The sequence below is a fragment of the Streptosporangium brasiliense genome (assembly GCF_030811595.1).
GTDB lineage: Bacteria > Actinomycetota > Actinomycetes > Streptosporangiales > Streptosporangiaceae > Streptosporangium > Streptosporangium brasiliense.
Genome location: NZ_JAUSRB010000002.1, coordinates 3,320,076 through 3,343,461, shown reverse-complemented (window position 1 = coordinate 3,343,461; position 23,386 = coordinate 3,320,076). Strand labels below are relative to the sequence as shown.

The following is a 23,386-nucleotide window of genomic DNA, read 5'->3' as shown; positions in this document are numbered from 1 at the left end:
TCGACGCATCCTCTGTCATGCCTCCCCCGCAAGGGTGAACACCTGCCAGGGTTCAGGGACCGGCGGCGACCCACTCCCCGATCCGGCGGATCAGCGCCGGTGTGGCCGCCGACTCCGCGTGACCGTATCCGGGCTCGATCCACAGCTCCTTCGGCTCCCGGGCGGCCCCGTAGATCTGGTGCGCGTGGTCGAGGGGGAAGAAGTCGTCGGCGTCGCCGTGCACGACCAGCAGCGGCGTCGGGGAGATGTGGGCGGCCGCCTCATGGGGCGCCGACGGCACCGGGTCCCACACGCCCTTCCTGATCCGCGTCCGCTTGCCCACCCGCGCGGCCCACCGCCCCAGCGGCTGCTCGATCGCCCAGTGCACCTGGCGCATCGGCCGGGTCTCCCGGTAGTACCACCGCGCGGGCGCGCTGACCGCGACCACCGCGTCGGGCCTGCCCGGCCGGGGAGCGCTCTCACCCGAGGCCCCGTCCTGCCCGTGCCACCCGGCGTGCCGTACGGCCACCGCCGCGCCCATGGAGAACCCGACGACGGCGACCCTGGTGTAGCCGATCATCCGGGTATGCCGTACGGCCGCGTCCAGGTCCAGGATCTCCAGGTCCCCCACGGTCGACTCACCCCCCGACCGGCCGTGCCCCCGGAAGTCGAACGAGACCACCCCGCCGAATCCGCTCAGCACATGAGCGATCCGCCGCGTGGGGCGCTCCCGTAGCGATCCGGTGAACCCGTGCGCCAGCACGATCCCCAGTTCGGCCGCCCCGCGTGACGGGGTGTGCGCGGCGTCGATCCGGACTCCGTCCTCGGTCATGAGCATCGCGGCGAACGATGGCGCTAAAGGCATGCCCCGAGCTTAGAGCGGGTTTGACCTGGATCTGAGGCCGGGGACCGCACGGCGGAAAGGTGTCGGGAAGGTGAACTGACATGTTCCGTCCGACCACGACGTGAGAGTGATTGTGCGGATCAATTAAAATGGTAGGGCCGCACCGTCCGCGGCCAGCCTCCACGATCACAGAGTGAGACTCCCATCATGCCTTTGAACAGCCGCGACGACCTGCGGAACATCGCGATCATCGCGCACGTCGACCACGGCAAGACCACTCTCGTGGATGCCATGCTCTGGCAGTCCGGCGCCTTCCGGGCCAACCAGGACGTGGACGACCGTGTCATGGACTCCAACGACCTCGAGCGCGAGAAGGGCATCACCATTCTCGCGAAGAACACCGCCGTCAGGCACGGCGACATGACCCTCAACATCATCGACACCCCCGGCCACGCCGACTTCGGCGGCGAGGTCGAGCGCGGCCTGTCGATGGTGGACGGCGTCGTGCTGCTGGTGGACGCCTCCGAGGGCCCGCTGCCGCAGACCCGGTTCGTGCTGCGCAAGGCGTTCGCCGCCAAGATGCCGGTCATCCTGTGCATCAACAAGGTCGACCGCCCCGACGCCCGGATCAAGGAGGTCGTGGACGAGGTCTACGAGCTCTTCATGGACCTCGACGCCACCGAGGAGCAGATCGACTTCCCGATCGTCTACGCCTCGGCCAAGGCCGGCCGCGCCTCGCTGAACCGTCCGGAAGACGCCGGGATGCCCGACTCCGAGGACCTGGAGCCGCTGTTCCAGGTCATCAAGGACACGATCCCCGCGCCGACCTACGACCCGTCCGCCCCGCTGCAGGCGCACGTCACCAACCTGGACGCCTCCTCCTACCTGGGCCGGATCGCGCTCTGCCGCGTCCACCAGGGCACCATCAAGAAGGGCCAGCAGGTCGCCTGGTGCCGCACCGACGGCACCATCCAGAAGGTGAAGATCACCGAGCTGCTGATGACCGAGGCGCTGGAGCGCAAGCCCGCCGAGCAGGCGGGCCCCGGTGACATCATCGCGATCGCCGGCATCCCGGACATCATGATCGGCGAGACCCTGGCCGACCCCGACGACCCGCGCCCGCTGCCGCTGATCACCGTCGACGAGCCCGCCATCTCGATGACCATCGGCACCAACACCTCGCCGCTGGTCGGCAAGGTCAAGGGTTCCAAGGTCACCGCCCGCATGGTCAAGGACCGCCTCGACAAGGAGCTCATCGGCAACGTGTCGCTGCGCGTCCTGCAGACCGACCGTCCCGACGCCTGGGAGGTCCAGGGCCGTGGCGAGCTGGCGCTGGCCATCCTGGTCGAGCAGATGCGCCGTGAGGGCTACGAGCTGACCGTCGGCAAGCCCCAGGTGGTCACCAAGGTCGTCGACGGCAAGGTGCACGAGCCGGTCGAGCGGCTGACCGTCGACTGCCCGGAGGAATACCTCGGGGCGGTCACCCAGCTGCTGGCCGTCCGCAAGGGCCGCATGGAGCACATGACCAACCATGGCACCGGCTGGATCCGGATGGAGTTCGTGGTCCCGGCCCGCGGCCTGATCGGCTTCCGGACCGAGTTCCTGACCGAGACCCGCGGCACCGGCCTGGTGCACCACGTCTTCGAGGCCTACGAACCGTGGTTCGGCGAGCTGCGCACCCGTAACAACGGCTCGCTGGTGGCCGACCGCCCCGGTCCGGTCACCGCCTTCGCGATGACGAACCTGCAGGAGCGCGGCATCCTGTTCGTCACGCCGACCACCGAGGTCTACGAGGGCATGATCATCGGTGAGAACTCACGCTCCGACGACATGGACGTCAACATCACCAAGGAGAAGAAGCTCACCAACATGCGCTCCTCCACGGCTGACGTGACGGAGACCCTGATCCCGCCGCGCCAGCTCTCGCTGGAGCAGGCGCTGGAGTTCATCCGCGAGGACGAGTGCGTGGAGATCACCCCGGAGACCGTGCGCATCCGCAAGGTCGTCCTGGACGCCGCGACCCGCGGCCGCTCCGCCGCCCGCGCCAAGCGCGGCAACTGACCGTCCCCCCGGCCTCCGCACGGCCTACCGCCTCCGTACGGTGACCCGCCCTCCGCGCGGGAACCGTACGGTGGTACCGGGCTTCCAGGCGGGAGCCGTACGGTGACCCGCCTCCGCGCCGAAGAAGTGCGGACGGAGAGGTGCTGACGGAGAGGTGCTGACAAGGGCGCCGGACCCTCGCGGTCCGGCGCCTTTCCGCGTTCTCAGGCCCTCCCGCTCCCAGGTCCTCCCGTTCCCCGGCGCCCTCCCTCCGTGCCGCACGGCCCCCTCCCGACCGGACGGCATGGGCACCGTCCGATACTCGAAGGAGGAGAACCTTTCAGGCCCCTCCGCCGCGACCTCCGGGGGGAGGGGAAACGCGGATCCTCCGCGACGGGGGACAGCAACCGTAGGGGGACGCTCATGCTTCCCGGGTCTCATCTGGCACTGGCCCTCGCGCTCGGGGCGGGAACGGCCGGCGCCGCCGCCACGGCCGCGGTAACGCCCACACCCGGCCCGACCGGCCCATCCGGCCCGACCAGTCCATCTGCCCCGACCAGCCCGTACATCTCGCCGAGCCCGACCGGGTCACCGAGCCCGACCGGATCGCCGAGCCCGACCGGCCAGGCGGGCGCGTCGGCCCGCGCCGAGATCAAGGACGTCGACGGCAACCAGGTCGGCCTGCTGCGCATCGACACCAGGGACGACGGCAAGGTCAGGCTCAGGGTCCGGGTCCGCGGCCTGCCCCCCGGCTACCACGGCTTCCACATCCACAACAAGGGCGTCTGCGACCCCAGGTCGACCGACCCCGCCACCGGCAGCCCCTTCTTCAGCGCGGGCCCCCACTTCAACCTCGGCCCGGGCCCGCACCCCGGCCACTCCGGTGACCTGCCCAGCCTCCTGGTCGGCAAGGACGGCGTCGGCAGGGCCACCGACGTGACCGACCGCTTCCGGGTGCGGCAGCTCCTCGACGGGGACGGCAGCTCCGTCATCGTCCACGCCCGGCCGGACAACCAGGCCAACATCCCCAAGCGCTACAAGCTCAAGGGGGGCGGGAGCGGCCCGGACGCCGAGACGCTCAAGACGGGCGACTCCGGTGGCCGCATCGCCTGCGGCGTGATCGTCCGGCGTTAGGGGGCAGGTCCCGGCCGTGCGCCCGGGCCTCTTCCGGACATCCGGCCCGGAGGACCGCTCCGCGACGGGTGGAGCCCGTGAATCCGCTCGGTCCGGCAGGCGGGCCAGAATAAATGAGATTTTCTGCCACTTTGAAATCGTTACCGAGGTAACGTATCCAGATGCGGCCGTTTACGGCCTCATCACCGGTGACCTGTCGGAGGTCGCGGAAGGAGTGCGGTTATTCGAGGCCCTCCGCGTCGGGGCATTACCGCTCAGCATGTCAACGGCATTCGTCGAGAGAATGGCAGAGAAGAGATGGACCCGAGCAATCTCACGTGGCGGAAATCGAGTTTCAGCAGCAGCAACGGCGGTGACTGCGTCGAGGTGGCCGAGCTCGGAAGCACCGCCCACCGGCCGGAGCGCAAGCGCGACGCCACCCATGCCGTCCGCGACAGCACAGACCCTTCGGGGCCCGTCCTCTACTTCACCCTCACCGAATGGAACGCATTCACCAAAGGCATCAAAGCATCCGAATTCGACCTTACGGAACCGACCGGGTCATAACCTATGTTCTGCTCCTTGATACCGGCCGGTTCCGGCACGGGAAAGGTAGGCGGCTCACGGGACGCGGAAAAGGCGGGCGCGGTGCTGACCACGAGTTGAGCATTTGCTGACCCGCCCGCTCCTAGCGTTTCCGTAGCCGGCCGGAGGGCCGGGACCGGACCGGAGGGGCAGGCCATGCGGCGGCTGGAACGCGAGCGGCGACGGCGTGTCGCGGTCATCCCCCTGATCGGGATGGTCGCGTGCGCCCTGTCCGCCTGCGGGAGCGGCCCGGCGCCGGACCCGCTCTCACCCGGCGGGACCGCCGCGACCGCCGGCGGGGTGCGGCCCGGCGGCACGCCGGGCATGCCGGCCGCAGGATCGGCCACACCGGGCGGCGCCTCCGCCGCCCCGGTGCTCCCCGGCACCGCTCCGCTGTTCCCCGGCGTCACGGGCCCCGCGCTCCCCGGCTCCGCCTCCGGCACCACGCCGCCGGACGCCTACGCCCATGGCCGGCCCGGCATGCTCGGCCCGGCCGCCGCGAGATTCCCCGAGCGGGTATACGTGCCCAACAGCGAGAGCGACACCGTCACCGTGATCGACCCGCGCACCTACCGGGTGCTCCGCACCTTCGAGGTCGGCCGGCGGCCGCAGCACGTCGTCCCGTCGTGGGACATGAAGACTCTCTGGGTCAACAACACCGACGACGACTCGCTGACGCCGATCGACCCCAGGACCGGCAGGCCCGGAAAGCCGGTGCACGTGGACGACCCCTACAACCTGTACTTCACCCCGGACGGCCGCACCGCCCTGGTGCTGGCCGAGCGGGAGAACCGGCTCGACTTCCTCGCCCCCCGCACCATGAGGCTCCGGCACTCCATGAACCTGCCGTGCAGGGGGATCAACCACGCGGATTTCACCGCCGACCGGAAGACCTTCCTCGTCAGTTGCCAGCTCTCCGGACATCTGGTCGCCGTCGACATGGCGACCCGGAAGATCCGCGCCGTCATCGACCTGGCGGACGGCACCACCCGGCGCGGCACCACCTGGCGCGGTGGCGCCCGGCCCGGCGCCACGCGGAACAACGGCACACAGCGCGGCATCGCGCAGAGCCATGACACGCAGCGCGGCACCGCGCGGAACCATGACACGCAGCGCGGCACCGCGCGGAACCATGACACGCAGCGCGGCACCGCGCAGAGCCACGGCATGCAGCGCGGCACCGCGCACGACCACGGCATGCGGGGCAGTCACACCGGGAGCGGCGGCCTGTCCCGGCGCAACGGCCTGTCCCGGAGCAACGGGCATGACGCCGTCCTGCCCGGCCACATGCCGGAGACCGGCAGGCTCGGCGCCAACATGCCGCAGGACGTCAGGCTCTCCCCCGACGGCACCACCTTCTACGTCGCCGACATGGCCAGACGCGGCGTGTGGCTCGTCGACGCCGAGAAGTTCCGGGTCACGGGTTTCATCGGGACCGGCCGGGGCGCCCACGGGCTCTACGTCAGCCGGGACTCGCGGCTGCTGTACGTGTCCAACCGCGGCGCCGGATCGGTCACGGTCATCTCCTTGGCGCTCCGCCGCCCGGTCGACACCTGGCACATACCCGGCGGCGGTTCGCCGGACATGGGCGGGGTCTCGGCCGACGGCAGCCGCCTGTGGCTGTCCGGGCGCTACGACGGCGTCGTCTACGTGTTCGACACCCGTGCCGGCCGTCTCATCCGCAAGATCAAGGTCGGCGCCGGTCCGCACGGCCTGTCCGTCTATCCCCAGCCCGGACGCTACCCGCTCGGCCGCACCGGGATCCTCCGGTGAGGTGCGGCGGGCCCGTTCACGGCCGACCGGCCCGGCCTTCGAGCTCACGCCTGCGGCGTAGCAGCGCGGCGTGACGGGCGCGGGCCCGTACCAGGACGACGAGGGCCACGGCGGTCATCGTCACCGCGACGGCGACACCCGTCACGCCCACCCAGGTCCCGCGGACCGCGGCGACGGCGACCGCGGCGGCCGTCAGCAGCCCCGTCGCCACCACCGACAGCCAGCCGGCGATCACCTGGTCGAGGGCGAACAGTGGTGTCCTCCGGGTCAGCGCCCAGCTCCCGTAGCCCGTCCAGGCCAGGCAGAGTGCGACGAGCAGCCCGAAGGCCAGGTGCGTGCGGCCCGGCAGCGCCGGCTCCGTGGCCCACAGCAGGCCCACGCCCACCGCCCCCACCAGCCCGCCCAGCAGCGCCACGACGGCGCCGATCCGGCTGCGCAGTGAAAGCGGCCGGGACAGTTTGCCGATCATGTCATCGGGGTTCATCGCCGGTATCCCTTCTCCGTCAGATGGTCGCGCAGCATGCGCCGCGCACGGGAGAGGCGTGACTTGACGGTGCCGACGGGGACGGCGCAGATCTCGGCGCAGTCTTCCACGGAGAGATCCTCCAGGTAGAACAGCACGAGGATCTCCCGCTCGCGGGCCGGCAGCCCGGACAGCCCCTCGACCAGCTCGGCGCGGTCCACGAGCGCGACGGTCGCGTCCGGTGACACCGGTCCGTCCCCGGCCGCGACCTCCGGCCTGGCGTACTCCTCGCGGAGCCTGTTGGCCACCGCGCGCCGGGCGATCGTGAACAGCCACGGCGCGAACCTGCCGGGCTCCTTGAGCCGGGGCAGCCCGCGGACCACGGCAAGCCAGACCTCCTGGCTCACGTCGTCGGCCTCCACCGGGCCCAGCATGCGGCGGACGTAGGTCCACACGGGGCCGTGCCAGGCCCGGACCAGCTCGGCGAACGCCTCACGCTCGCCGAGCTGACAGCGGACCACCAGTAGTTCGTCGCTCACCTTGCCTCCTCACCCGGCACAGTCGGGGAGCAGGCCCGTCAGGTTCACGGCCCCACGGGCTCCGCCTCACGATCCCACGGGCTCCGGCTCACGGCCCCGCGGGCTCCGGCCGTGGAGGGCGGAGGCTAGTCCGCCGGGAGGTGGGCGGTGAGCCACTCGACGAGCGGGGTGAGGTCGCGCCAGACCACGCGGACGCGGTCGAGGACCTCGGGGGTGTGGACCCACGGCTCGGGAGGGAAGCGGCGGCCGGCGTGCAGGGATCTGTGGCGGAGCAGGTCGAGGCGGGGGTGGCCCTCCGGGGTACCGCGAGGGCGGGTCTTCAGCCGGTCGCCCTCGATCTCGTAGCCCGCCGCACGGAGCTCGTCCACGATCTTCGCCAGCGGGACGCCGCTGAGCTCCTCGTCGACCGCCTGACGGTAGCGGGCGAGCTGGCCGCCCTGCGCCGAGTAGAGGCCCGCGCCGGCGTGCAGCCCGGCGGCGTCGATCTGGACGTAGTAGCCGATGGCGTCGGCGGTGGCGGCATAGGCGCCCTGGTGGGTCTTGTAGGGCGACTTGTCCTTGGCGAAGCGGACGTCGCGGTGCGGACGGAACAGGTGCACCGGGCCGAACTCGGCGGCCAGCTCCTCGCCCAGCGCGGTCATGGGCGCCCTGACCATGTCTGTGTAGAGCTGCTTGTGACGCGTCCAGTAGGTCTTGGAGTTGTCGGCCTCCAGACCCTCGTAGAACAGGAAGGCCTCGTCGGGGAAGCCGCTGAAACTCATGGTGCCCATACTTCCATCCGCGACCGACATCGGCCCGTCATCGCCTGACGGGCTCCCTGTCCTCGCCGTACTCCTCGCCGGGGGCGAGTTTCCCGCCGTACAGCTCGGAGACCGTCACGAACGTGTAGCCCCGGGCGGCGAGCTGGTCCAGCACATGGGGGGCGGCTTCGATCGTGGTGGGGTGGATGTCGTGCATGAGCACGACGGAGCCCGGCGGGGCGGTGCTCGCCCTCCGCGTGACGATCAGGCTGTCGCGGTCGCGCCAGTCCTTGGTGTCGACGTCCCACAGGATCTGGGCGAGTCCCCTGTCCCGGGCCACGGCGGCGACGCGCTTTCCGGTGGCCCCGTACGGCGGCCGCATGAGGGTCATCCAGCGCCCGGTCACGTGGTGGACGACCCCCTGGGTACGGCTCAGCTCGCCCCTGATCCCGGCCTCCGACAGTGCGGTGAGCTGCGCGTGGCTCCAGGTGTGGTTGCCTATCTCGTGCCCCTCCGTCACCATCCGGCGGAGGTTGTGCGGGCCGTCCCCCTCCGCCACCATCCGGCCGATCACGAAGAAGGTCGCCCGGACGCCGCGGCCGGCGAGGATGTCGAGCAGTTGCCCGGTGTGTTCGCCCGGCCCGTCGTCATAGGTCAGCGCCACACACTTGATCCGTCCGCAGTCGATGTGGCGCTTCCCGGGCGGGACGGGATACCTGCTCCTGGGCCACTGCGGCTGGATCGCGGCCAGTTTGGCGGCCAGGGCGCCGGGGTCGACCGGCGGGGGCGGGGTGGCGGGGGCGGCGGCGGCCACCGGCACGCTCCCGGGCCTCACCACGGCGACCGGCGTGGCGCATCCCCCGACCCCTGCCATCAGGGCGATCAGGACGATCCACAGCCGCACGCTTCCCCCAAGGAGGCCATACGGGGCTACGGGTAATCCTCGGCCGCGTCCCCCCGCAGGATCCTGGCCAGGTCCTCCCACCAGGATGGGACATCGGCCTGTAGTTCGGCGTATCGACGCGCCACCCGGATGGCGCATCCGCCGGGATCGGTGCCCAGGTGACGGCGTTTCACCGGCCCCTCCTGCCAGCGGTAGAAACCATCACGGAAGCGGATGACCAGCCCTATCCAGACCGACAGGATCCCGTCGTCCCCGACCTCGTGGACGCCGGTGACACCGAGGTCCCCCAGCTCGGCGCGGAGCCGGGCTATCTCCTCGCGCGGCCCGTTCACCCGCCACCTCCCGGACCGGGCGGCGGGAGCGGTCGGTCGGGGGCGGGGCCGTCGTCCGGCGGGGCGGGCAGGGCGGGACGGGAGACCGAAAGCGACATACTGTAATGATGCGGTTCCGTCCTGTCGCCGGACAGTGGTTCGCCGCTATTGGTCTGGAACCCCCGGCCCCCGGTGGTGACCACCGAGGGACGCCCCGCGGGGCCTACGCGGCCTGCCGCTGCGCGGGCAGCCGGAACTCGCCCTCCTCGATGGCGTAGTCCTCGAGCATCGTACGGAGCTGGCGACGGCCGCGGTGCAGACGCGACATGACCGTGCCGATGGGGGTGCCCATCCGCTCGGCGATCTCCTTGTAGGCGAAGCCCTCCACGTCGGCCAGGTAGACGGCCACCCGGAAGTCCTCGGGCAGGGCGCGCAGGGCGTTCATCACCGCGCTGTCGGGCAGCTGCTCCAGCGCCTCGGTCTCGGCGGACTTGAGCCCGGAGGACATGTGGGACTCGGCGGCGGCGAGCTGCCAGTCCTCGATCTCCTCGGTGGCCGAGAGCTTGGGCGAGCGCTGCTTCTTGCGGTAGTCGTTGATGAAGTTGTTGGTGAGGATCCGGTGCAGCCACGCCTTGAGGTTGGTGCCCTCGCGGAACTGGTGGTAGGAGGTGAACGCCTTGGTCACCGTCTCCTGCACCAGGTCCTCGGCGTCGGCGGAGTTACGGGTCAAACGCATCGCGGACGCGTAGAGCTGGTTGGTGACCGGTACAACGTCGCGCTCGAACCAGTCCTGGCGCTGCTCTTCGGTCATCGTGATCACGTCATCCCCCTCTTGCTATTCCCCCACTCACCGTCCGGTGCAGGCGCGAGACACCTTCCCCCACGGCTTACGGCATGCTCGCACGCACGTGGTAAAGGTGCCGTTAAGAGTGATCGTGCCTGCTCAGGGGGTTCATCAGTGGCTGTGCCAGTGGCGGGTGCGACACGCCCTACAGCCGGACAAGTCTCATTATCGTAACATCCTTCCTTCAATTTGACTGAACATGTGTCTATCATCACATAACCGCAGCTAGCGATACCTTTAGCCCTATGAAATACGTGGATCGACACGACCCCGAGACCCGGACCTGGGTGGCCGAGGCCATCCGCCGAGTCGAGGCCGACGCCCATAGAAGCTGCGACACCCATCTCCACGTCTTTCCGCTTCCCTCGCGGTGGGGGGTAAACCTCTACCTGAAAGACGAGTCGGTCCACCCGACCGGTTCGCTCAAACACCGGCTCGCGCGCTCTCTCTTCCTGTACGGCCTGGCCAACGGCTGGATCGGTCCCAGGACCACGGTCGTCGAGGCCTCCAGCGGCTCGACCGCGGTGAGCGAGGCGTACTTCGCCCGGCTCATCGGCCTGCCGTTCATCGCGGTGATGCCCGCCTCGACCTCGCGCGAGAAGATCGCGCTGATCGAGTTCTACGGTGGCAAATGTCACCTGGTGGACGACCCTGGAACGATCTACGAGGAGTCCCACCGGCTGGCCGTCGAGACCGGCGGCCACTTCATGGACCAGTTCACCTATGCCGAGCGGGCCACCGACTGGCGCGGCAACAACAACATCGCCGAGAGCATCTTCAACCAGATGGAGATGGAGCCCCACCCCGAGCCCACCTGGATCGTGGTCGGCGCCGGCACCGGCGGCACCTCCTCCACCATCGGCCGTTACATCCGCTACCGGCGCTACGCCACCCGGCTGGCCGTGGTCGACCCCGAGGGTTCGGCGTTCTACTCCTCCTGGTGCTCCGGCGACGCCACGGCCACCGCTCCCGGCTCCCGCATCGAGGGCATCGGCCGCCCCCGGGTGGAGCCGTCCTTCATGCCCACCGTGATCGACCGCATGCTCCAGGTCCCCGACGCCCTCTCCATCGCGGCCATGCGCTGGGTCCGCGAGGTCACCGGCCGCGACGTCGGCGGCTCCACCGGGACCAACGTGGCGGCGGCCGTACAGCTCCTGCGGGAGATGCGCGAGGCGGGCGAGCGGGGCAGCGTCGTCACCCTGATCTGCGACGGCGGCGAGCGCTACCGGGACACCTACGACAACGACGCCTGGCTCGCCGGGCACGGCCTGGACATCGACCCCCACCTGGTGGGGCTGAGGTCCTTCCTCACCGAGCCCTGACCTCCGCTCCCACCCGACCAGAATTTCCTTTTGGCGCTAAGGTTTGGGCGCTAATGTGAGCACCACTTGCATCGATCTTGAAGAACTCGCGAGGAGGGGCATATGACGACGCCCTACGGTGACTTCGGGCGGAGCGGCGACCCTGAGGTCGACCGGCTGCTGGAGGGCTTCGGCAAGCTCTCCAAGCAGTACGAGAAGATGATCGACGAACTCTCCGAGGCGAACGGGCAGGGAGAGGCCGCCGATGGTCTGGTCCGGGTCGAGGTCGGTCCCGAGGGCTCGCTGATCGGCGTGAAGATCGACCCGCGGGCCATGCGCCTGGGCTCCGAGGCGCTGGCGGACGCGATCATGGAGGCCGCCACGAAGGCGCAGACCCGGGCGACCGAGCGCCTGAGCGAGGTGATGGCGCCGCTGACCAACCAGTTGGAGGGCTTCAACCACTCGGTGCAGGACCGGTTGCCGCGCATGGGGCTGACCCCCCGCATCGACTCCGATCCGCAGATCGCCGAGGCGCTGCGCGAGCTCCAGAAGATCCGCTCCGAGTACGAGGGCCGGTGATCACCAAGGCCGGTGATCCGGCGGACCGTACGGCAGGCCGTGCGGTCCGCCGGGGCCGATCCCGGCGCCCCGCCCAGGATCGGCGGGGCGCCGGACGGACCCGGGCGGGTCAGACGTAGGACCAGCCCTCGTCGCCGGAGCGCTGGACGCTGCCGCGCTTGATGTCGTCGAAGTCCGTCTTGCTCGCGTCGCCCGGCAGGCCGCCGCTGTCGAGGTTGACCTGGGGCTGCGGGAACTGGTTGTCGGCGCTCGTCAGTCCGATCAGGTCGCCGAGGCTGAACAGGACGGTCGCGCTGATGCCGACGACCGCGGTGATCGTTCCGCCCATGAGGAACAGGGCGGAAGACTGCTTCGTGGCGGTCGCCTTGGCCTGGATCCCCATCCCCCGCACCTTGACCTGGCCGCCCTTGATCAGCGCGCTCATCTTGAGGGCGGCGGTGGCGGGGTCGCCGGCGGGCATGGAGTTGGCCCGGGCGATCAGCACGTCGCCCGCGGCCTCCACCCGATACCCAAACAGCTGCATGATCTCCGAGGAGATCATGATGGCCAGCAGGGAGTCGATGAAGAGACCGCAGGTGTTGACGATGCGGTTGACGTTGGACTGGGCGCTCTGCACCGCGCCGGCCATCTGCCCGGCGGCGGTCTCGAACTGCTGGACCTCGTGGTAGACGACCTGCATGAACTTGTCGAAGGCGCGGCGGTCGGCGCCCTCGGGCCAGGCCGCCTGGATCTTGGCGAGCTTCTGGTCCCACTCCCTGGTCCTGAGATGCAGGACCTTGAGGTTCACCGTACGCCAGTCGTTCCACGCCTTGGAGATCGCGTCGTCGTCCCAGGGCTGGGCGAGCGCCCAGATGGCCGCCGCTCCGATGGCCGGCGCCGCCAGCTTCCCGGCCAGATCGATCTTCTTCATGGTGGCCGCCCAGTTCGGCGCGATCCGGCCCAGGGCCAGCATCCCGCCGATGGTCGCGAGCTCCGCGCCGCCCAGTACCCCGAGTTCTTCGCCTGGCATGCGATACCCCGCCTAGTCCGTGAGTCCCTGGTTCTTCTTCTTCGCTTCCTCAAGGAAGGACCTGTTCGTCTCCAGCCTCGCCTGAAGATCGATGATCTTCTCTGTCTCGGCGCTCTGCTTCGCGGAGGCGAGGTTGGCCTCCATGTAGTGGATCACCACGCTGAGCAGGCCGGCCTTGATGCCGTTGAGGGAGTTGACGAAGCCGTCGGCCTGCTTGGACTGGTATTCCTGGGCAGGGTTGTAGTTGTTGGCCACCGTGACCGCCCCGATGGGGCCCCACGCCAGCGGACTCAGATGGGTCCCGTCGGCGAGGGTCTTGATGCTCTCCGCGATGGGGAGCAGCGCGTCGACGAACTCCTTGGCGGCCTTCTCCAGCGCCTTCGAATCGACTTCGACCATCCCGCCCCCGCCTCTCGATGCGACGCATGTGAACGATGTGACGATGTGCCGGGGACGAGTAAATCAGGATCAACAACGGTACGGCAAACAAATGGTGATCTTCGGTGAACAGCTCACAAATAGGGACAGATCGTGGTGCGGCGGAAGGGGATCGGCGCCCGCTCACAGTGCGGCGGAAGGGGGTCGGCGCCCCGCTCACGGTGCGACGGAAAAGGCCCGGCGCCCCACGGGAGGGGGCGCCGGGCCGGTGACCGGACAGGCGTCAGGCGGCCTTGGCCGGGTCGACCTCGAAGAACCCCGCGAGGTCGTCGAGGATGGCGTGGGCGCCCTGGATGCCGACGGCGCTCATCCAGGTGACGTCGGCCACGTCGTGCTTGGTGCCCTTGAGCTTGCCCCAGAGCGGGTTGGCCTCGAACTTCTTCTTGACCGGCTCGACCGCCGGGTCGGAGTAGGCCGCGACGAAGATGTGGTCGGCGTCGAGCTGGGAGATGTTCTCCTGGCTGATGTTCACGGCGATCGTGTCGGTGGCGGTCGGCTGGCCCTCGGGACGGGGGAAGCCGACGTCCTTCAGCACCAGGCCGGAGTAGGAGTTCTCCACGTAGAGGCGGACGGTCGGCTCACCGGCGAAGCGGACGACGGAGACGGTGGGCAGCTCGCCGTCCTTGGCCTTGATCGACTCGCCGATCTTGGCGGCCCGGTCCTGGTAGGTCTTGATCGTCTGCTCGGCGAGGTCCTCCTTGCCCAGGGCCTGACCCATGAGCTTGAGGTTCTCCTTCCAGATGGCGCCCGTGGTCTCGCTGAACACCGTCGGTGCGATCTTCGAGAGCTTGTCGTAGAGTGCCTCGTGCCGGACCTTGGCCGAGACGATCAAGTCGGGCTTGAGCGCGATGATCTGTTCCAGACTCGGCTGCTCCAGGGTGCCGACCGACTTGGCCTCCTTGGCGTGGCCGAGCACCGGGGCCAGATAGTCAGGGAGCTTCTCGTCGATCGTCCGGTAGCTGGTGAAGCCGACGACGTCGGTCTCCAGGGTCAGCACCGCGTCCACGAAACTCTGGTCGAGGGCCACCACCCGCTTGGGCTGGGCCGCGATCTGGGTCTCGCCCATGGCGTGCTTGACCGTGCGGGGGAAGGCGGCCGCGTCGCTCGCCGCCGGGGCCGGAGCCGTCTGGCCGGCGTCCGCCGTGGTGGTGGTCGATCCACAGGCGGCGAGGCCAAGGGAGAGTACGGCTCCCGCCACGCCCACGGTCAAGACCCGCAACGCTCTCATCGAACAGCTTCCCTTCAAGGTAAGGCCAACCTAATTTAGCTTAGCCATACCTAAAACTGACATACTCATGCGGGGTACGGCAAATGAGAGGAGCAGAGGTGAGCACAGCGGTAGCCGCCGCACGGCCGCCGTCGCCCGGAAGGCTCAGGGCGGTCCACCGGCACCGCCTGCTCGTGCTGGCCGGGCTGTTCGGCGCCCTGTCGGTGACGGTCGTGCTGAGCGTCACGATCGGCGCGAAGCCGGTCCCGCTGGGTGACGTGTGGCACGCGCTGACCGGGCCGACCGGCACCGAGAACGACATCGTCATCCGCTCGCTGCGCATCCCCCGGACCGCCGTCGGCGTCCTGGCCGGGGTCGCGCTCGGCATCGCGGGCGCGCTCATGCAGGGCCACACCCGCAACCCGCTGGCCGACCCCGGCCTGCTCGGCGTCACCCAGGGCGCGGCGTTCGCGATGGTGCTCAGCATCATGGTGCTCGGCGTCACCAACCTGTACGGCTACATCTGGTTCGGCCTGGCCGGGGCCCTGATCGCCAGCGTGGGGGTCTTCGCCCTCGGCATGGCCGGCGGCCGCGGCAGCCCCACCCCGGTGACCCTGGCCCTGGCGGGCACCGCGGTCAGCGCCTTCCTCTACGCCCTCACCTCGGCCCTGGTCCTGATGGACGAGCAGGCCATGGACGTCTTCCGCTTCTGGCAGGCGGGCTCGATCGCGGGCCGGGGCGGTGACGTCGTCTGGCAGGTGCTGCCGTTCATCGCCACCGGCCTGCTGCTGGCGATGGTCAACACGCCCGGCCTCAACGCCCTCTCCCTCGGCGAGGACGTCGCCCGCGCCCTCGGCCAGAACGTCACCCTGACCCGCATCGTCGGCGTGGCCGCCATCACGCTGCTCAGCGGGGCCTCGGTCGCGGCCTGCGGCGCGCTGGCCTTCCTCGGCCTGATGGTCCCCCACCTGGCCCGCCCGCTGTCCGGGCCGGACCACCGCTGGCTGCTGCCGTACTCCGGGCTGATCGGCGCCGCCGCCCTGCTCTTCGCCGACGTGATCGGCCGGGTGGTCGCCCGCCCCGGCGAGCTGGAGGTCGGCGTCGTGCTCGCCCTCATCGGCGCCCCGTTCTTCGTCTTCCTGGTCCGCCGCAGAAAGCCGGTCCGCCTGTGACCTCCTCCCCCACCCGGCCGCCGCGTGAGCGCCCGGTACGGCTCGCGCACGAACGGCCGCTGCGGATCGGCTCCGCGTCCTGGCTGCTGCGCCTGCGCTCCGCCGTCGTGGCCCTGATCCTGCTGGCCGCCGCGGTGCTGCTGATGGCGCTCGGCATGCGCATCGGCGACATCCCGATGAGCGTCCCGCAGGTCTTCCAGGCGGTCACCGGCGACGGCCCGGACCACTTCGTCGTGATGGAGCTCCGGCTCCCCCGAGCCCTGACCGGCGTCCTCGTCGGCGCGGCGCTCGCCCTGGCCGGCGCGATCACCCAGGCCATCGCCCGCAACCCGCTGGCCAGCCCCGACATCCTCGGCGTCACCACCGGATCCAGTGTGACCGTCGTCGCGATCATCGTGGCCGCCGGGAGCACCGCGGGCGGCGCCAGCGGCGCCCTGGCCGAGGTGGGCATCCCCCTCATGGCCCTGCTCGGCGGCCTGGTCGGGGCGTTGACGGTCTACCTGCTGGCCTGGCGCAAGGGGCTGGACGGCTACCGCCTGGTGCTGGTCGGCATCGGCGTCTCGGCGGTGTTCACCAACGTCAAATACTGGCTGCTGACCGTCGGGGACGTCACCGACAGCAGCCGGGCCATGGTCTGGATCAGCGGCTCGCTGAACGGCAGGGGCTGGGAGCACGTGCTCCCGGTCGCGATCGCGCTCGCCGTGCTCATACCGCCGACCCTGGTCGGCACCCGCTCGCTCGGCGCGCTGCGCTTCGGCGACGACACCGTGACCGGTCTGGGCATCCGGATGAACCTCGCCAGGGGTCTGATGATCCTCGCCGCCGTCCTGCTCGCCGCGGTGGCCACCGCCGCCGCCGGGCCCATCGCGTTCGTCGCCCTGGCCGCCCCGCAGATCGCGCTGCGCCTGGCCGGGGTGGCCCAGCCGCCGCTGGTCGTCTCGGCCCTCGCCGGAGCCGTCCTGACCGCCGCGGCCGACCTGATCGCGCGGACCCTGTTCAGCCCCGCCGAGCTGCCGGTGGGCGTGGTCACCGCGGTCCTCGGCGCCCCCTATCTGATCTATCTCCTGATCCGTGTGCGCAAGGAGGGACGCTCGTGAGGCTGCAGGCCGTCGACGTAAGGCTCGGGTACGGCGATCACGTCATCGTCGACGGCCTCGATCTCGGGATCGAAGCCGGGACCGTGACCACGATCATCGGGCCGAACGGGTGTGGCAAGTCAACGCTGCTGCGCGCGCTCGGACGGCTGCTCAGACCCTCGGGCGGCGAGGTGCTGCTGGACGGCAAGCGCATCGACAGGATGCCGACCAAGGAGGTCGCCAAGGTCCTCGGCGTGCTGCCGCAGGCTCCGAGCGCGCCGGAGGGGCTGACGGTGGCCGACCTGGTGGCCAGGGGGCGGCACCCGCACCAGACGTGGTACCGGCAGTGGTCCTCCGACGACGAGTCGGCGGTCAGCGAGGCGCTGTCCATGACCGGCCTGCTCGACCTCGGGGAGCGCCCGCTGGACGAGCTGTCCGGCGGGCAGCGCCAGCGCGCGTGGATCTCGATGGCCCTGGCCCAGGGCACCGACCTGCTCCTGCTCGACGAGCCGACGACCTTCCTCGACCTGGCCCACCAGGTCGAGGTCCTGGAGCTGGTCCGCAGGCTCCACCGCGAGCTCGGCCGCACCGTGGTGATGGTCCTGCACGACCTCAACCTCGCCGCCCGCTACGCCGACCGCCTGGTCGCCATGCGCGGGGGCAGGGTCGTCGCCGCCGGGCCGCCGCACGAGGTCCTCACCGAGCCCCTCCTCGCGGAGGTCTTCGACCTGGACGCCAAAGTGATCGAGGATCCGGTGGCCGGGACCCCGCTGGTCGTCCCGGTCGGCGTGCGGCACTGACCGGCGCACGGCGTTCACCGAGTACCGACTTACGGCGTTGACCGGCGTGCGGCGTTGACCGGCGTATGGCGTTGACCGGCGTACGGCGCCGGAGACGTCCGCAGAACGTACGGCGCCGGAGCCGCCCGCGAGGGAGCCCCACGGGCGGACGCGCGGAGGGCGCCCCCGCGACACGGGGGCGCCCTCCGCGCGGTGGTGATCAGTCTCCGAGGAGCGTGTCGACGAAGACCTCGGCGTCGAACGGGGCCAGGTCGTCGGGGCCCTCACCGAGGCCGACGAGCTTGACCGGGACGCCCAGCTCACGCTGGACGGAGATGATGATGCCGCCCTTGGCGGTGCCGTCGAGCTTGGTCAGGGCGATGCCGGTGACGTCCACGACCTCGGCGAACACCCGGGCCTGGCGCATGCCGTTCTGGCCGGTGGTGGCGTCGAGGACGAGCAGGACCTCGTCCACCGTGGCCTTCTTCTCGATGACGCGCTTGACCTTGCCGAGCTCGTCCATCAGGCCGGTCTTGGTGTGCAGCCGCCCGGCGGTGTCCACGATCACCACGTCGACCTTGTCCTCGATGCCCTTGGCCACGGCGTCGAAGGCGATCGAGGCGGGGTCGCCGCCCTCCGGGCCGCGCACGACCTCGGCCCCGACCCGGTCTCCCCAGGTCTGGAGCTGGTCGGCGGCGGCGGCGCGGAAGGTGTCGGCCGCGCCGAGCACGACCTTGTTGCCGTCACCGATCAGGGAGCGGGCCAGCTTGCCGGTGGTGGTGGTCTTGCCGGTGCCGTTGACACCGACCACGAGCACCACTGCCGGGCGCTCGCCGTGCGCCCTGACGTGCAGGGTGCGGTCCAGATCGACGCCGAGCTGGGTGAGCAGCTCCTCCTTGAGCAGGGCGCGCACCTCCTGCGGCGTCCGGCTGCCCAGCACCTTCACGCGGGTGCGCAGCTCCTCGACCATCGCCCGGGTGGGCGCGACGCCGACGTCGGCGGTGATCAGGGTCTCCTCGATCTCGTCCCACGTGTCGTCGTCGAGACGGTCGCGGGAGAGCAGCTCCAGGAGCCCCTTGCCGAGGGTGCTCTGCGAGCGGGCCAGCCTGGCGCGCAGCCGTACCATCCGGCCCGCGGACGGCGGCGGGATCTCGATGACCGGGCCGGTGACCACGGGCTCGGCCGGCTTGACCGGCGGGGGCGGGAGAGTGGTGGTCGCCGCGTCGTCATCGGTGGCTCCCCTGGGGGGCGCCTGCTCCCCCTCCTTGGGGATCGGCAGCACCTGCGGCGGCTCGGCGGGCGGAGCCACCTTGCCCCCAGGCCGCTTGAACAGCAGCAACATGCCGCCTGCCGCCAGTAGGGCGATGACGACAACGATCGCGATTATGCCGAAGGGTTCCACAAGACCACAGTTTTCCAGACGGCCCGGGATGCTCCGACCCCCTGGGGGTCAGACGGACTCGTGTTCTCTCAGCCGCTGACTGATGACCTGGGTGACGCCGTCGCCCCGCATCGACACGCCGTACAGGGCGTCGGCGATCTCCATCGTGCGCTTCTGGTGGGTGATGATGATGATCTGTGACGTCTGTCGCAGTTCTTCGAACAGGGTCAGCAGGCGCTGGGTGTTGGTGTCGTCCAGCGCGGCCTCCACCTCGTCCATCACGTAGAACGGCGAGGGCCGCGCCTTGAAGATGGAGACGAGGAAGGCGACGGCGGTCAGCGACCGCTCGCCGCCGGACAGCAGCGACAGCCGCTTGACCTTCTTGCCCGGCGGCCGGGCCTCGACCTCGACGCCGGTGGTCAGCATGTTCTCCGGATCGGTGAGCAGCAGCCTGCCCTCGCCGCCGGGGAACACCCGCGTGAAGATCGTCTCGAACTCGCGGGCCACATCGTGGTAGGCGGCGGTGAAGACCTGCTCGACCCGGTCGTCCACCTCCTTGACCACGAGCAGCAGATCGCGCCGGGTCTTCTTCAGGTCCTCCAGCTGCGAGCTGAGGAAGGCGTGCCGCTCCTCCAGCGCCGCGAACTCCTCCAGCGCGAGCGGGTTGACCTTGCCGAGCTGGGCCATCTGCCGGTCGGCCGCCTTGGCCCGCTTCTGCTGCTCCTCCCGGACGTAGGGCACCGGATCGCCGTCCACCGTGGGGACCGGCTCGTCCGGGCCGTATTCGGCGACGAGCGTGTGGGCCTCGACGCCGAACTCCTCCACCGCCCGCGCCTCCAACTGCTCAAGGCGCATCCGCTGCTCGGTCCTGGCCACCTCGCTGCCGTGCGCCCGGTTGACCAGCTTGTCCAGCTCCCCGGACAGCTCGCGGACCCGGAGCCGGACGGACTTGAGCGAGGCGTCGATCTGCCCGCGCGCCTGCTCGGCCTCGTCCCGCTCGGCCGCGGCGCCGGCCAGTGAGGCCTCCAGCGACCGCAGCGTCAGCTCGGCCCCCCGGACCACCGCCTGGGCCACCTGCGCCTGCCTGCGCCGCCGCTCCCGCAGGACGGCGGCCCTGGAGCGCTCCTCGCGCTCCCGCTCGGCCGCGCGCATCAGGCCGTCGGCCCTGCCCTCCAGGCCCCTGACCCGCTCCTCTGCCGTCCGTACGGCCAGGCGGGCCTCCATCTCGGCCTGCCGGGCCGCCGCGCAGACCTCGGCGAGCTCGTCACGGATCTCGGTGCCGGGCTCGGTCTCCAGCCCCTCGGCGGCCTCGGCGGCGGCGAGCCGCTCCTCAAGCTCGGCCAGCCCGGCCGCGTCCTGGTCGCGTGCCTCCCGCGCCGCCCGCACGCCCCCGGCCAGCCGCTCGCACTCGTCCCTGGCGGCCTGCGCCGCCGCGCCGAGCTGGGCCAGCCGCCTGGCCGCGGCGGCGGCCTGCTGGTCGGCGTCGCGCTGCCGGGCCCGGAGCTGGTCCAGGGCGGCCTGCGCCGCGTTGACCCCGGCCTGCGCGGTCTGCACGCCCGTCTGCGCCTCGGCCACGCCCGCCTGGGCGGCCTCGACCGCGAGCTGCGCCTCCCCCTCCGCCTCGGCGGCCTCCTCCAGCGCCGTCGCCGCCTGCTCGGCGGCCACCCTGGCCGTGGACAGGTCGGCGACGGCCTCGTCGAGCGCGGCCCGCACCTGGAGGGCCGAGGTGCCGCCGGCCGAGCCGCCCCGGGCCGCGTAGGCGCCCAGGAGGTCACCGGAACGGGTGACGGCCCGCAGCTCCGGCCGCTGGTCGACCGCCTTCCTGGCGGTCGCCAGATCTTCGACGACGAGCACGCCCCCCAGCAGGTGGGCGGCGGCGGCCCGCAGCTCCGGCGGGACGGTGACCAGGTCGACCGCCCATTCGGCGCCGGCCACCGGCACGGGGCCCGCCGGGCTCTGCGCCCCGTCCGCGGCGATGACCAGGGACGCCTGGCCGCCGCCCGCGCTCCGCAGGAAGTCGATGGCGTCGGCCGCGCTCTGCAGGGACTCCACGGCGACGGCCTCGGCGGCCGCGCCCAGAACGGTGGCGACGGCCACCTCGGCGCCCGGCCGGACGGCCAGCATGGCGGCCACCGGGCCGAGCACCCCCGCCAGGTCGGCCGCGAGCAGCGCCGCACCGCCGTCGGCGCCCCTGGCCAGGCTCAACTCCAGCGCCTCGAACCTGGCCTCCAGCGCGGCGACCTGGCGCTGCGCCTCCTGGTCGGCGCGGCGCGCCGTGGTCAGGGCCGCCCTGGCCGCACCGAGGCCGGCGTCCGGGCCCGCGACGGCCGACTTCGCCTCCTCCACCACGGCCCTGGCCTGGTCGACGGCCTGCCTGGCCTGGTCGACGGTCTCCAGGGCGATCTCCAGCTCCTCGGTGAGGGCGGGGTCGGCTGCCGGGTCGGCCTGCTCCTGGCTGTCGTGCTCGGCCTGGGCGCGCCCGGCGCGCTGCTCGGCCTCCTCCAGGGAGCGCGCCAGCCGGCCGATCTCCTCCTCGGCGGCCCCGGCCCGGCTGCGCGCGGCACCGACCTGGCCCCGGAGCCTGGCCAGCCCCTCGCGCCGGTCGGCGGCCGCCCTGGCCGCGGCGGCCAACCGCCGCTCCTCGGCCGCGAGCGCGCCCTCGGTCTCGGCGCGCTCGGCCACGGCCCTGGCGAGGGTCTCCTGCTCCTCGGCGAGCAGCTCGGCGAGGACCCGCTCCTGCTCCCGGACCTCCTCGGCCTCGCGCTCGAAGTCCTCCGGGTCACGTCCACGCCGTTCCACGGCGGTGTCGGTGGCGTGGCGGTGCCGCTCGGCGGCGAGCCCCGCCAGGCCCCTGAGGCGCTCGCGGAGCGAGGAGAGGCGGAAGTAGGTCTCCTGCGCGGCGGCCAGGCGCGGCTGGGCCTCGGCCTCGGCGGCCTCCAGCTCGGTCTCGGCGAACTGGCCCTGCTCCAGCTCGGCCTCCACCGCCGTACGGCGGGCGAGGACGGCGGCCTCGTCGGCCGTCTCCCGCTCCAGCGTGGTCCGCAGGGTGAGCACGTCGTCGGCGAGCAGCCGGAGCCGGGCGTCGCGGAGGTCGGCCTGGATGACGGCGGCCTTACGGGCGATCTCGGCCTGGCGGCCCAGCGGCTTGAGCTGGCGGCGCAGCTCGGTGGCGAGGTCCTGGACGCGGGTCAGGTTGGCCTGCATCGCGTCGAGCTTGCGCAGCGCCTTCTCCTTGCGCTTGCGGTGCTTCAGGACACCCGCCGCCTCCTCGATGAACGCCCGGCGGTCCTCCGGGCCGGCGTGCAGCACCTGGTCGAGCTGGCCCTGCCCGACGATGACGTGCATCTCGCGGCCGATGCCCGAGTCCGACAGCAGCTCCTGGATGTCGAGCAGGCGGCAGGTGTCACCGTTGATGGCGTATTCGCTCTGCCCCGCCCGGAACATCAGGCGGCTGATCGTGACCTCGGTGTAGTCGATGGGCAGCGCGCCGTCGGTGTTGTCGATGGTGAGGGTGACCTCGGCGCGGCCCAGCGGGGCCCGCGAGGAGGTCCCGGCGAAGATGACGTCCTCCATCTTCCCGCCGCGCAGCGACTTCGCGCTGTGCTCGCCCATGACCCAGGCCAGGGCGTCGACCACGTTGGACTTGCCGGACCCGTTGGGGCCGACGACCGCGGTGATGCCCGGCTCGAAACGGAGGGTGGTGGCCGAGGCGAAGGACTTGAACCCGCGCAGGGTGAGGGTCTTCAGATACATGCAGGAACCCCCCATTCCCCGGTGCGCTCACCTCGGCCGCGGCGTCGGGCGTCACGGCTCGGGCGCCGGCGGCCGGGATCCTCCCCCGTCGCACAGCCGGTCCGCCCGCCTGGGAAGACTACCGTTCTTCACCCGCGCTCGCCTGTACACCGCCTGTGCTCCCCACGCGCACACGGCCCCGCACCGCGCGTGGTGCCCCGCACGGACGGATGGACCCGGTCCGCCACCGGCCGGGCGATCCCCGACGGGTGGCCATGGGCATGGGCCGACCGCCAAGGGGGAGGCCCCCGGCGGATGGCTGCGGGCATGACGGACCGCCGCCGAAGGTGAGATCCCCGGCGGGTGGCCACGGGCAGGGGCGGCCGCCAAAGTGAGGACGCCTACGGGCGCCTGCGGGCATGACGGGCCGCCGCCGAAGGCAAGATCCCCGGCGGGTGGCTGCGAGCATGACGGACCGCTACCGGAGGCGGGATCCCCGGCGGGCGCCTGCGGGTATGGGTCGGCCGCCGCCGAAGGTGAGATCCCTGGCGGGTGGCTGGGTACGCGGCCTACCGCC

21 protein-coding genes are annotated in these 23,386 nt (G+C 71.3%); 9 read left to right on the top strand and 12 right to left on the bottom strand.

Features of this window, described 5'->3' with window-relative positions; all coding sequences use genetic code 11:
* Nucleotides 1-52: 52 nt before the first annotated feature.
* Complete coding sequence (locus tag J2S55_RS24060) at nt 53-844, bottom strand: alpha/beta hydrolase (protein ID WP_306865135.1); 792 nt, start codon at nt 842-844, stop codon at nt 53-55.
* 186 nt (nt 845-1,030) lie between these two features.
* Between J2S55_RS24060 and typA the strand changes: the two genes are divergently transcribed.
* The 4 genes from typA (at nt 1,031) to J2S55_RS24040 (ending at nt 6,334) form a co-directional block, all read left to right on the top strand.
* Complete coding sequence (typA, locus tag J2S55_RS24055) at nt 1,031-2,884, top strand: translational GTPase TypA (RefSeq protein ID WP_306865132.1); 1,854 nt, start codon at nt 1,031-1,033, stop codon at nt 2,882-2,884.
* A gap of 402 nt (nt 2,885-3,286) precedes the next feature.
* The gene (locus J2S55_RS24050) at nt 3,287-3,997 is read left to right on the top strand and encodes a superoxide dismutase family protein (RefSeq protein WP_306865129.1); all 711 of its coding nucleotides are present in this window, start codon (nt 3,287-3,289) and stop codon (nt 3,995-3,997) included.
* A gap of 297 nt (nt 3,998-4,294) precedes the next feature.
* A complete protein-coding gene (locus J2S55_RS24045; RefSeq protein ID WP_306865128.1) occupies nt 4,295-4,543 on the top strand; it encodes a DUF397 domain-containing protein in 249 nt (82 codons plus the stop codon).
* A 174-nt stretch (nt 4,544-4,717) separates the two neighbouring features.
* Nucleotides 4,718-6,334, top strand: coding sequence for a YncE family protein (locus J2S55_RS24040; protein ID WP_306865126.1), 1,617 nt, complete (start codon nt 4,718-4,720; stop codon nt 6,332-6,334).
* Nucleotides 6,335-6,350: 16 nt separating this feature from the next.
* Here the strand turns inward: J2S55_RS24040 and J2S55_RS24035 are convergent, their stop codons facing one another.
* From J2S55_RS24035 to J2S55_RS24010, 6 genes are all read right to left on the bottom strand, one after another.
* Entirely contained in the window at nt 6,351-6,818 is a 468-nt protein-coding gene (locus J2S55_RS24035; protein ID WP_306865123.1) for a hypothetical protein, read from the bottom strand.
* Nucleotides 6,815-7,336 carry an RNA polymerase sigma factor gene (locus J2S55_RS24030; protein WP_306865118.1) on the bottom strand — a complete coding sequence of 174 codons (522 nt, stop codon included), beginning with the start codon at nt 7,334-7,336 and terminating at the stop codon, nt 6,815-6,817. The genes J2S55_RS24035 and J2S55_RS24030 overlap by 4 nt, the downstream gene beginning before the upstream one ends.
* 125 nt (nt 7,337-7,461) lie before the next feature.
* On the bottom strand, nt 7,462-8,097 hold the full coding sequence (locus J2S55_RS24025; RefSeq protein WP_306865117.1) for a DUF2461 domain-containing protein: 636 nt from the start codon (nt 8,095-8,097) through the stop codon (nt 7,462-7,464).
* Nucleotides 8,098-8,134: 37 nt separating this feature from the next.
* Complete coding sequence (locus J2S55_RS24020) at nt 8,135-8,980, bottom strand: polysaccharide deacetylase family protein (protein WP_306865115.1); 846 nt, start codon at nt 8,978-8,980, stop codon at nt 8,135-8,137.
* Between the two features lie 26 nt (nt 8,981-9,006).
* On the bottom strand, nt 9,007-9,312 hold the full coding sequence (locus J2S55_RS24015; RefSeq protein ID WP_306865112.1) for a hypothetical protein: 306 nt from the start codon (nt 9,310-9,312) through the stop codon (nt 9,007-9,009).
* Nucleotides 9,313-9,514: 202 nt separating this feature from the next.
* Nucleotides 9,515-10,102 (bottom strand): sigma-70 family RNA polymerase sigma factor, encoded by a 588-nt coding sequence (locus J2S55_RS24010; protein ID WP_043657805.1) that lies wholly within the window; start codon nt 10,100-10,102, stop codon nt 9,515-9,517.
* 278 nt (nt 10,103-10,380) lie between these two features.
* Here J2S55_RS24010 and J2S55_RS24005 point away from each other — a divergent pair, with 278 nt between their 5' ends.
* Together J2S55_RS24005 and J2S55_RS24000 are read left to right on the top strand one after the other, a co-directional pair.
* Nucleotides 10,381-11,457 carry a PLP-dependent cysteine synthase family protein gene (locus tag J2S55_RS24005; RefSeq protein WP_306865109.1) on the top strand — a complete coding sequence of 359 codons (1,077 nt, stop codon included), beginning with the start codon at nt 10,381-10,383 and terminating at the stop codon, nt 11,455-11,457.
* 102 nt (nt 11,458-11,559) lie between these two features.
* Nucleotides 11,560-12,015: a YbaB/EbfC family nucleoid-associated protein gene (locus J2S55_RS24000; protein ID WP_306865106.1), complete on the top strand. Its 456-nt coding sequence runs from the start codon at nt 11,560-11,562 to the stop codon at nt 12,013-12,015.
* Between the two features lie 109 nt (nt 12,016-12,124).
* On the opposite strand, the gene J2S55_RS23995 is transcribed toward J2S55_RS24000, so the two are convergent.
* From J2S55_RS23995 to J2S55_RS23985, 3 genes are all read right to left on the bottom strand, one after another.
* Complete coding sequence (locus tag J2S55_RS23995; RefSeq protein ID WP_306865103.1) at nt 12,125-13,024, bottom strand: hypothetical protein; 900 nt, start codon at nt 13,022-13,024, stop codon at nt 12,125-12,127.
* Nucleotides 13,025-13,036: 12 nt separating this feature from the next.
* Entirely contained in the window at nt 13,037-13,423 is a 387-nt protein-coding gene (locus tag J2S55_RS23990) for a hypothetical protein (protein ID WP_306865101.1), read from the bottom strand.
* Between the two features lie 262 nt (nt 13,424-13,685).
* Nucleotides 13,686-14,690, bottom strand: a complete 1,005-nt coding sequence (locus tag J2S55_RS23985; protein ID WP_306865099.1) for an ABC transporter substrate-binding protein — start codon at nt 14,688-14,690, stop codon at nt 13,686-13,688.
* A gap of 98 nt (nt 14,691-14,788) precedes the next feature.
* Between J2S55_RS23985 and J2S55_RS23980 the strand changes: the two genes are divergently transcribed.
* Genes J2S55_RS23980 through J2S55_RS23970 form a run of 3 tightly spaced genes read left to right on the top strand, consistent with a single transcriptional unit; the run spans nt 14,789 to nt 17,717 of the window.
* Nucleotides 14,789-15,841 (top strand): FecCD family ABC transporter permease, encoded by a 1,053-nt coding sequence (locus tag J2S55_RS23980; protein WP_306865097.1) that lies wholly within the window; start codon nt 14,789-14,791, stop codon nt 15,839-15,841.
* Nucleotides 15,838-16,938, top strand: coding sequence for a FecCD family ABC transporter permease (locus J2S55_RS23975; protein ID WP_306865095.1), 1,101 nt, complete (start codon nt 15,838-15,840; stop codon nt 16,936-16,938). The genes J2S55_RS23980 and J2S55_RS23975 overlap by 4 nt, the downstream gene beginning before the upstream one ends.
* Complete coding sequence (locus J2S55_RS23970; protein WP_306865093.1) at nt 16,935-17,717, top strand: ABC transporter ATP-binding protein; 783 nt, start codon at nt 16,935-16,937, stop codon at nt 17,715-17,717. Before J2S55_RS23975 ends, J2S55_RS23970 begins: the two co-directional genes overlap by 4 nt.
* Nucleotides 17,718-17,916: 199 nt before the next feature.
* Here J2S55_RS23970 and ftsY read toward each other — a convergent pair whose 3' ends face one another.
* Entirely contained in the window at nt 17,917-19,038 is a 1,122-nt protein-coding gene (ftsY, locus tag J2S55_RS23965) for a signal recognition particle-docking protein FtsY (protein ID WP_370879795.1), read from the bottom strand.
* Nucleotides 19,039-19,146: 108 nt separating this feature from the next.
* Complete coding sequence (smc, locus tag J2S55_RS23960; protein WP_306865088.1) at nt 19,147-22,830, bottom strand: chromosome segregation protein SMC; 3,684 nt, start codon at nt 22,828-22,830, stop codon at nt 19,147-19,149.
* Nucleotides 22,831-23,386: the final 556 nt, after the last annotated feature.

Coding starts and splice junctions, on each gene's coding strand:
- J2S55_RS24060 (WP_306865135.1), bottom strand. CDS start 844: ATGCCTTTAGCGCCATCGTTCGCCGCGATGCTCATGACCGAGGACGGA.
- typA (WP_306865132.1), top strand. CDS start 1,031: ATGCCTTTGAACAGCCGCGACGACCTGCGGAACATCGCGATCATCGCG.
- J2S55_RS24050 (WP_306865129.1), top strand. CDS start 3,287: ATGCTTCCCGGGTCTCATCTGGCACTGGCCCTCGCGCTCGGGGCGGGA.
- J2S55_RS24045 (WP_306865128.1), top strand. CDS start 4,295: ATGGACCCGAGCAATCTCACGTGGCGGAAATCGAGTTTCAGCAGCAGC.
- J2S55_RS24040 (WP_306865126.1), top strand. CDS start 4,718: ATGCGGCGGCTGGAACGCGAGCGGCGACGGCGTGTCGCGGTCATCCCC.
- J2S55_RS24035 (WP_306865123.1), bottom strand. CDS start 6,818: ATGAACCCCGATGACATGATCGGCAAACTGTCCCGGCCGCTTTCACTG.
- J2S55_RS24025 (WP_306865117.1), bottom strand. CDS start 8,097: ATGAGTTTCAGCGGCTTCCCCGACGAGGCCTTCCTGTTCTACGAGGGT.
- J2S55_RS24010 (WP_043657805.1), bottom strand. CDS start 10,102: ATGACCGAAGAGCAGCGCCAGGACTGGTTCGAGCGCGACGTTGTACCG.
- J2S55_RS24005 (WP_306865109.1), top strand. CDS start 10,381: ATGAAATACGTGGATCGACACGACCCCGAGACCCGGACCTGGGTGGCC.
- J2S55_RS24000 (WP_306865106.1), top strand. CDS start 11,560: ATGACGACGCCCTACGGTGACTTCGGGCGGAGCGGCGACCCTGAGGTC.
- J2S55_RS23995 (WP_306865103.1), bottom strand. CDS start 13,024: ATGCCAGGCGAAGAACTCGGGGTACTGGGCGGCGCGGAGCTCGCGACC.
- J2S55_RS23990 (WP_306865101.1), bottom strand. CDS start 13,423: ATGGTCGAAGTCGATTCGAAGGCGCTGGAGAAGGCCGCCAAGGAGTTC.
- J2S55_RS23985 (WP_306865099.1), bottom strand. CDS start 14,690: ATGAGAGCGTTGCGGGTCTTGACCGTGGGCGTGGCGGGAGCCGTACTC.
- ftsY (WP_370879795.1), bottom strand. CDS start 19,038: ATGTTGCTGCTGTTCAAGCGGCCTGGGGGCAAGGTGGCTCCGCCCGCC.
- smc (WP_306865088.1), bottom strand. CDS start 22,830: ATGTATCTGAAGACCCTCACCCTGCGCGGGTTCAAGTCCTTCGCCTCG.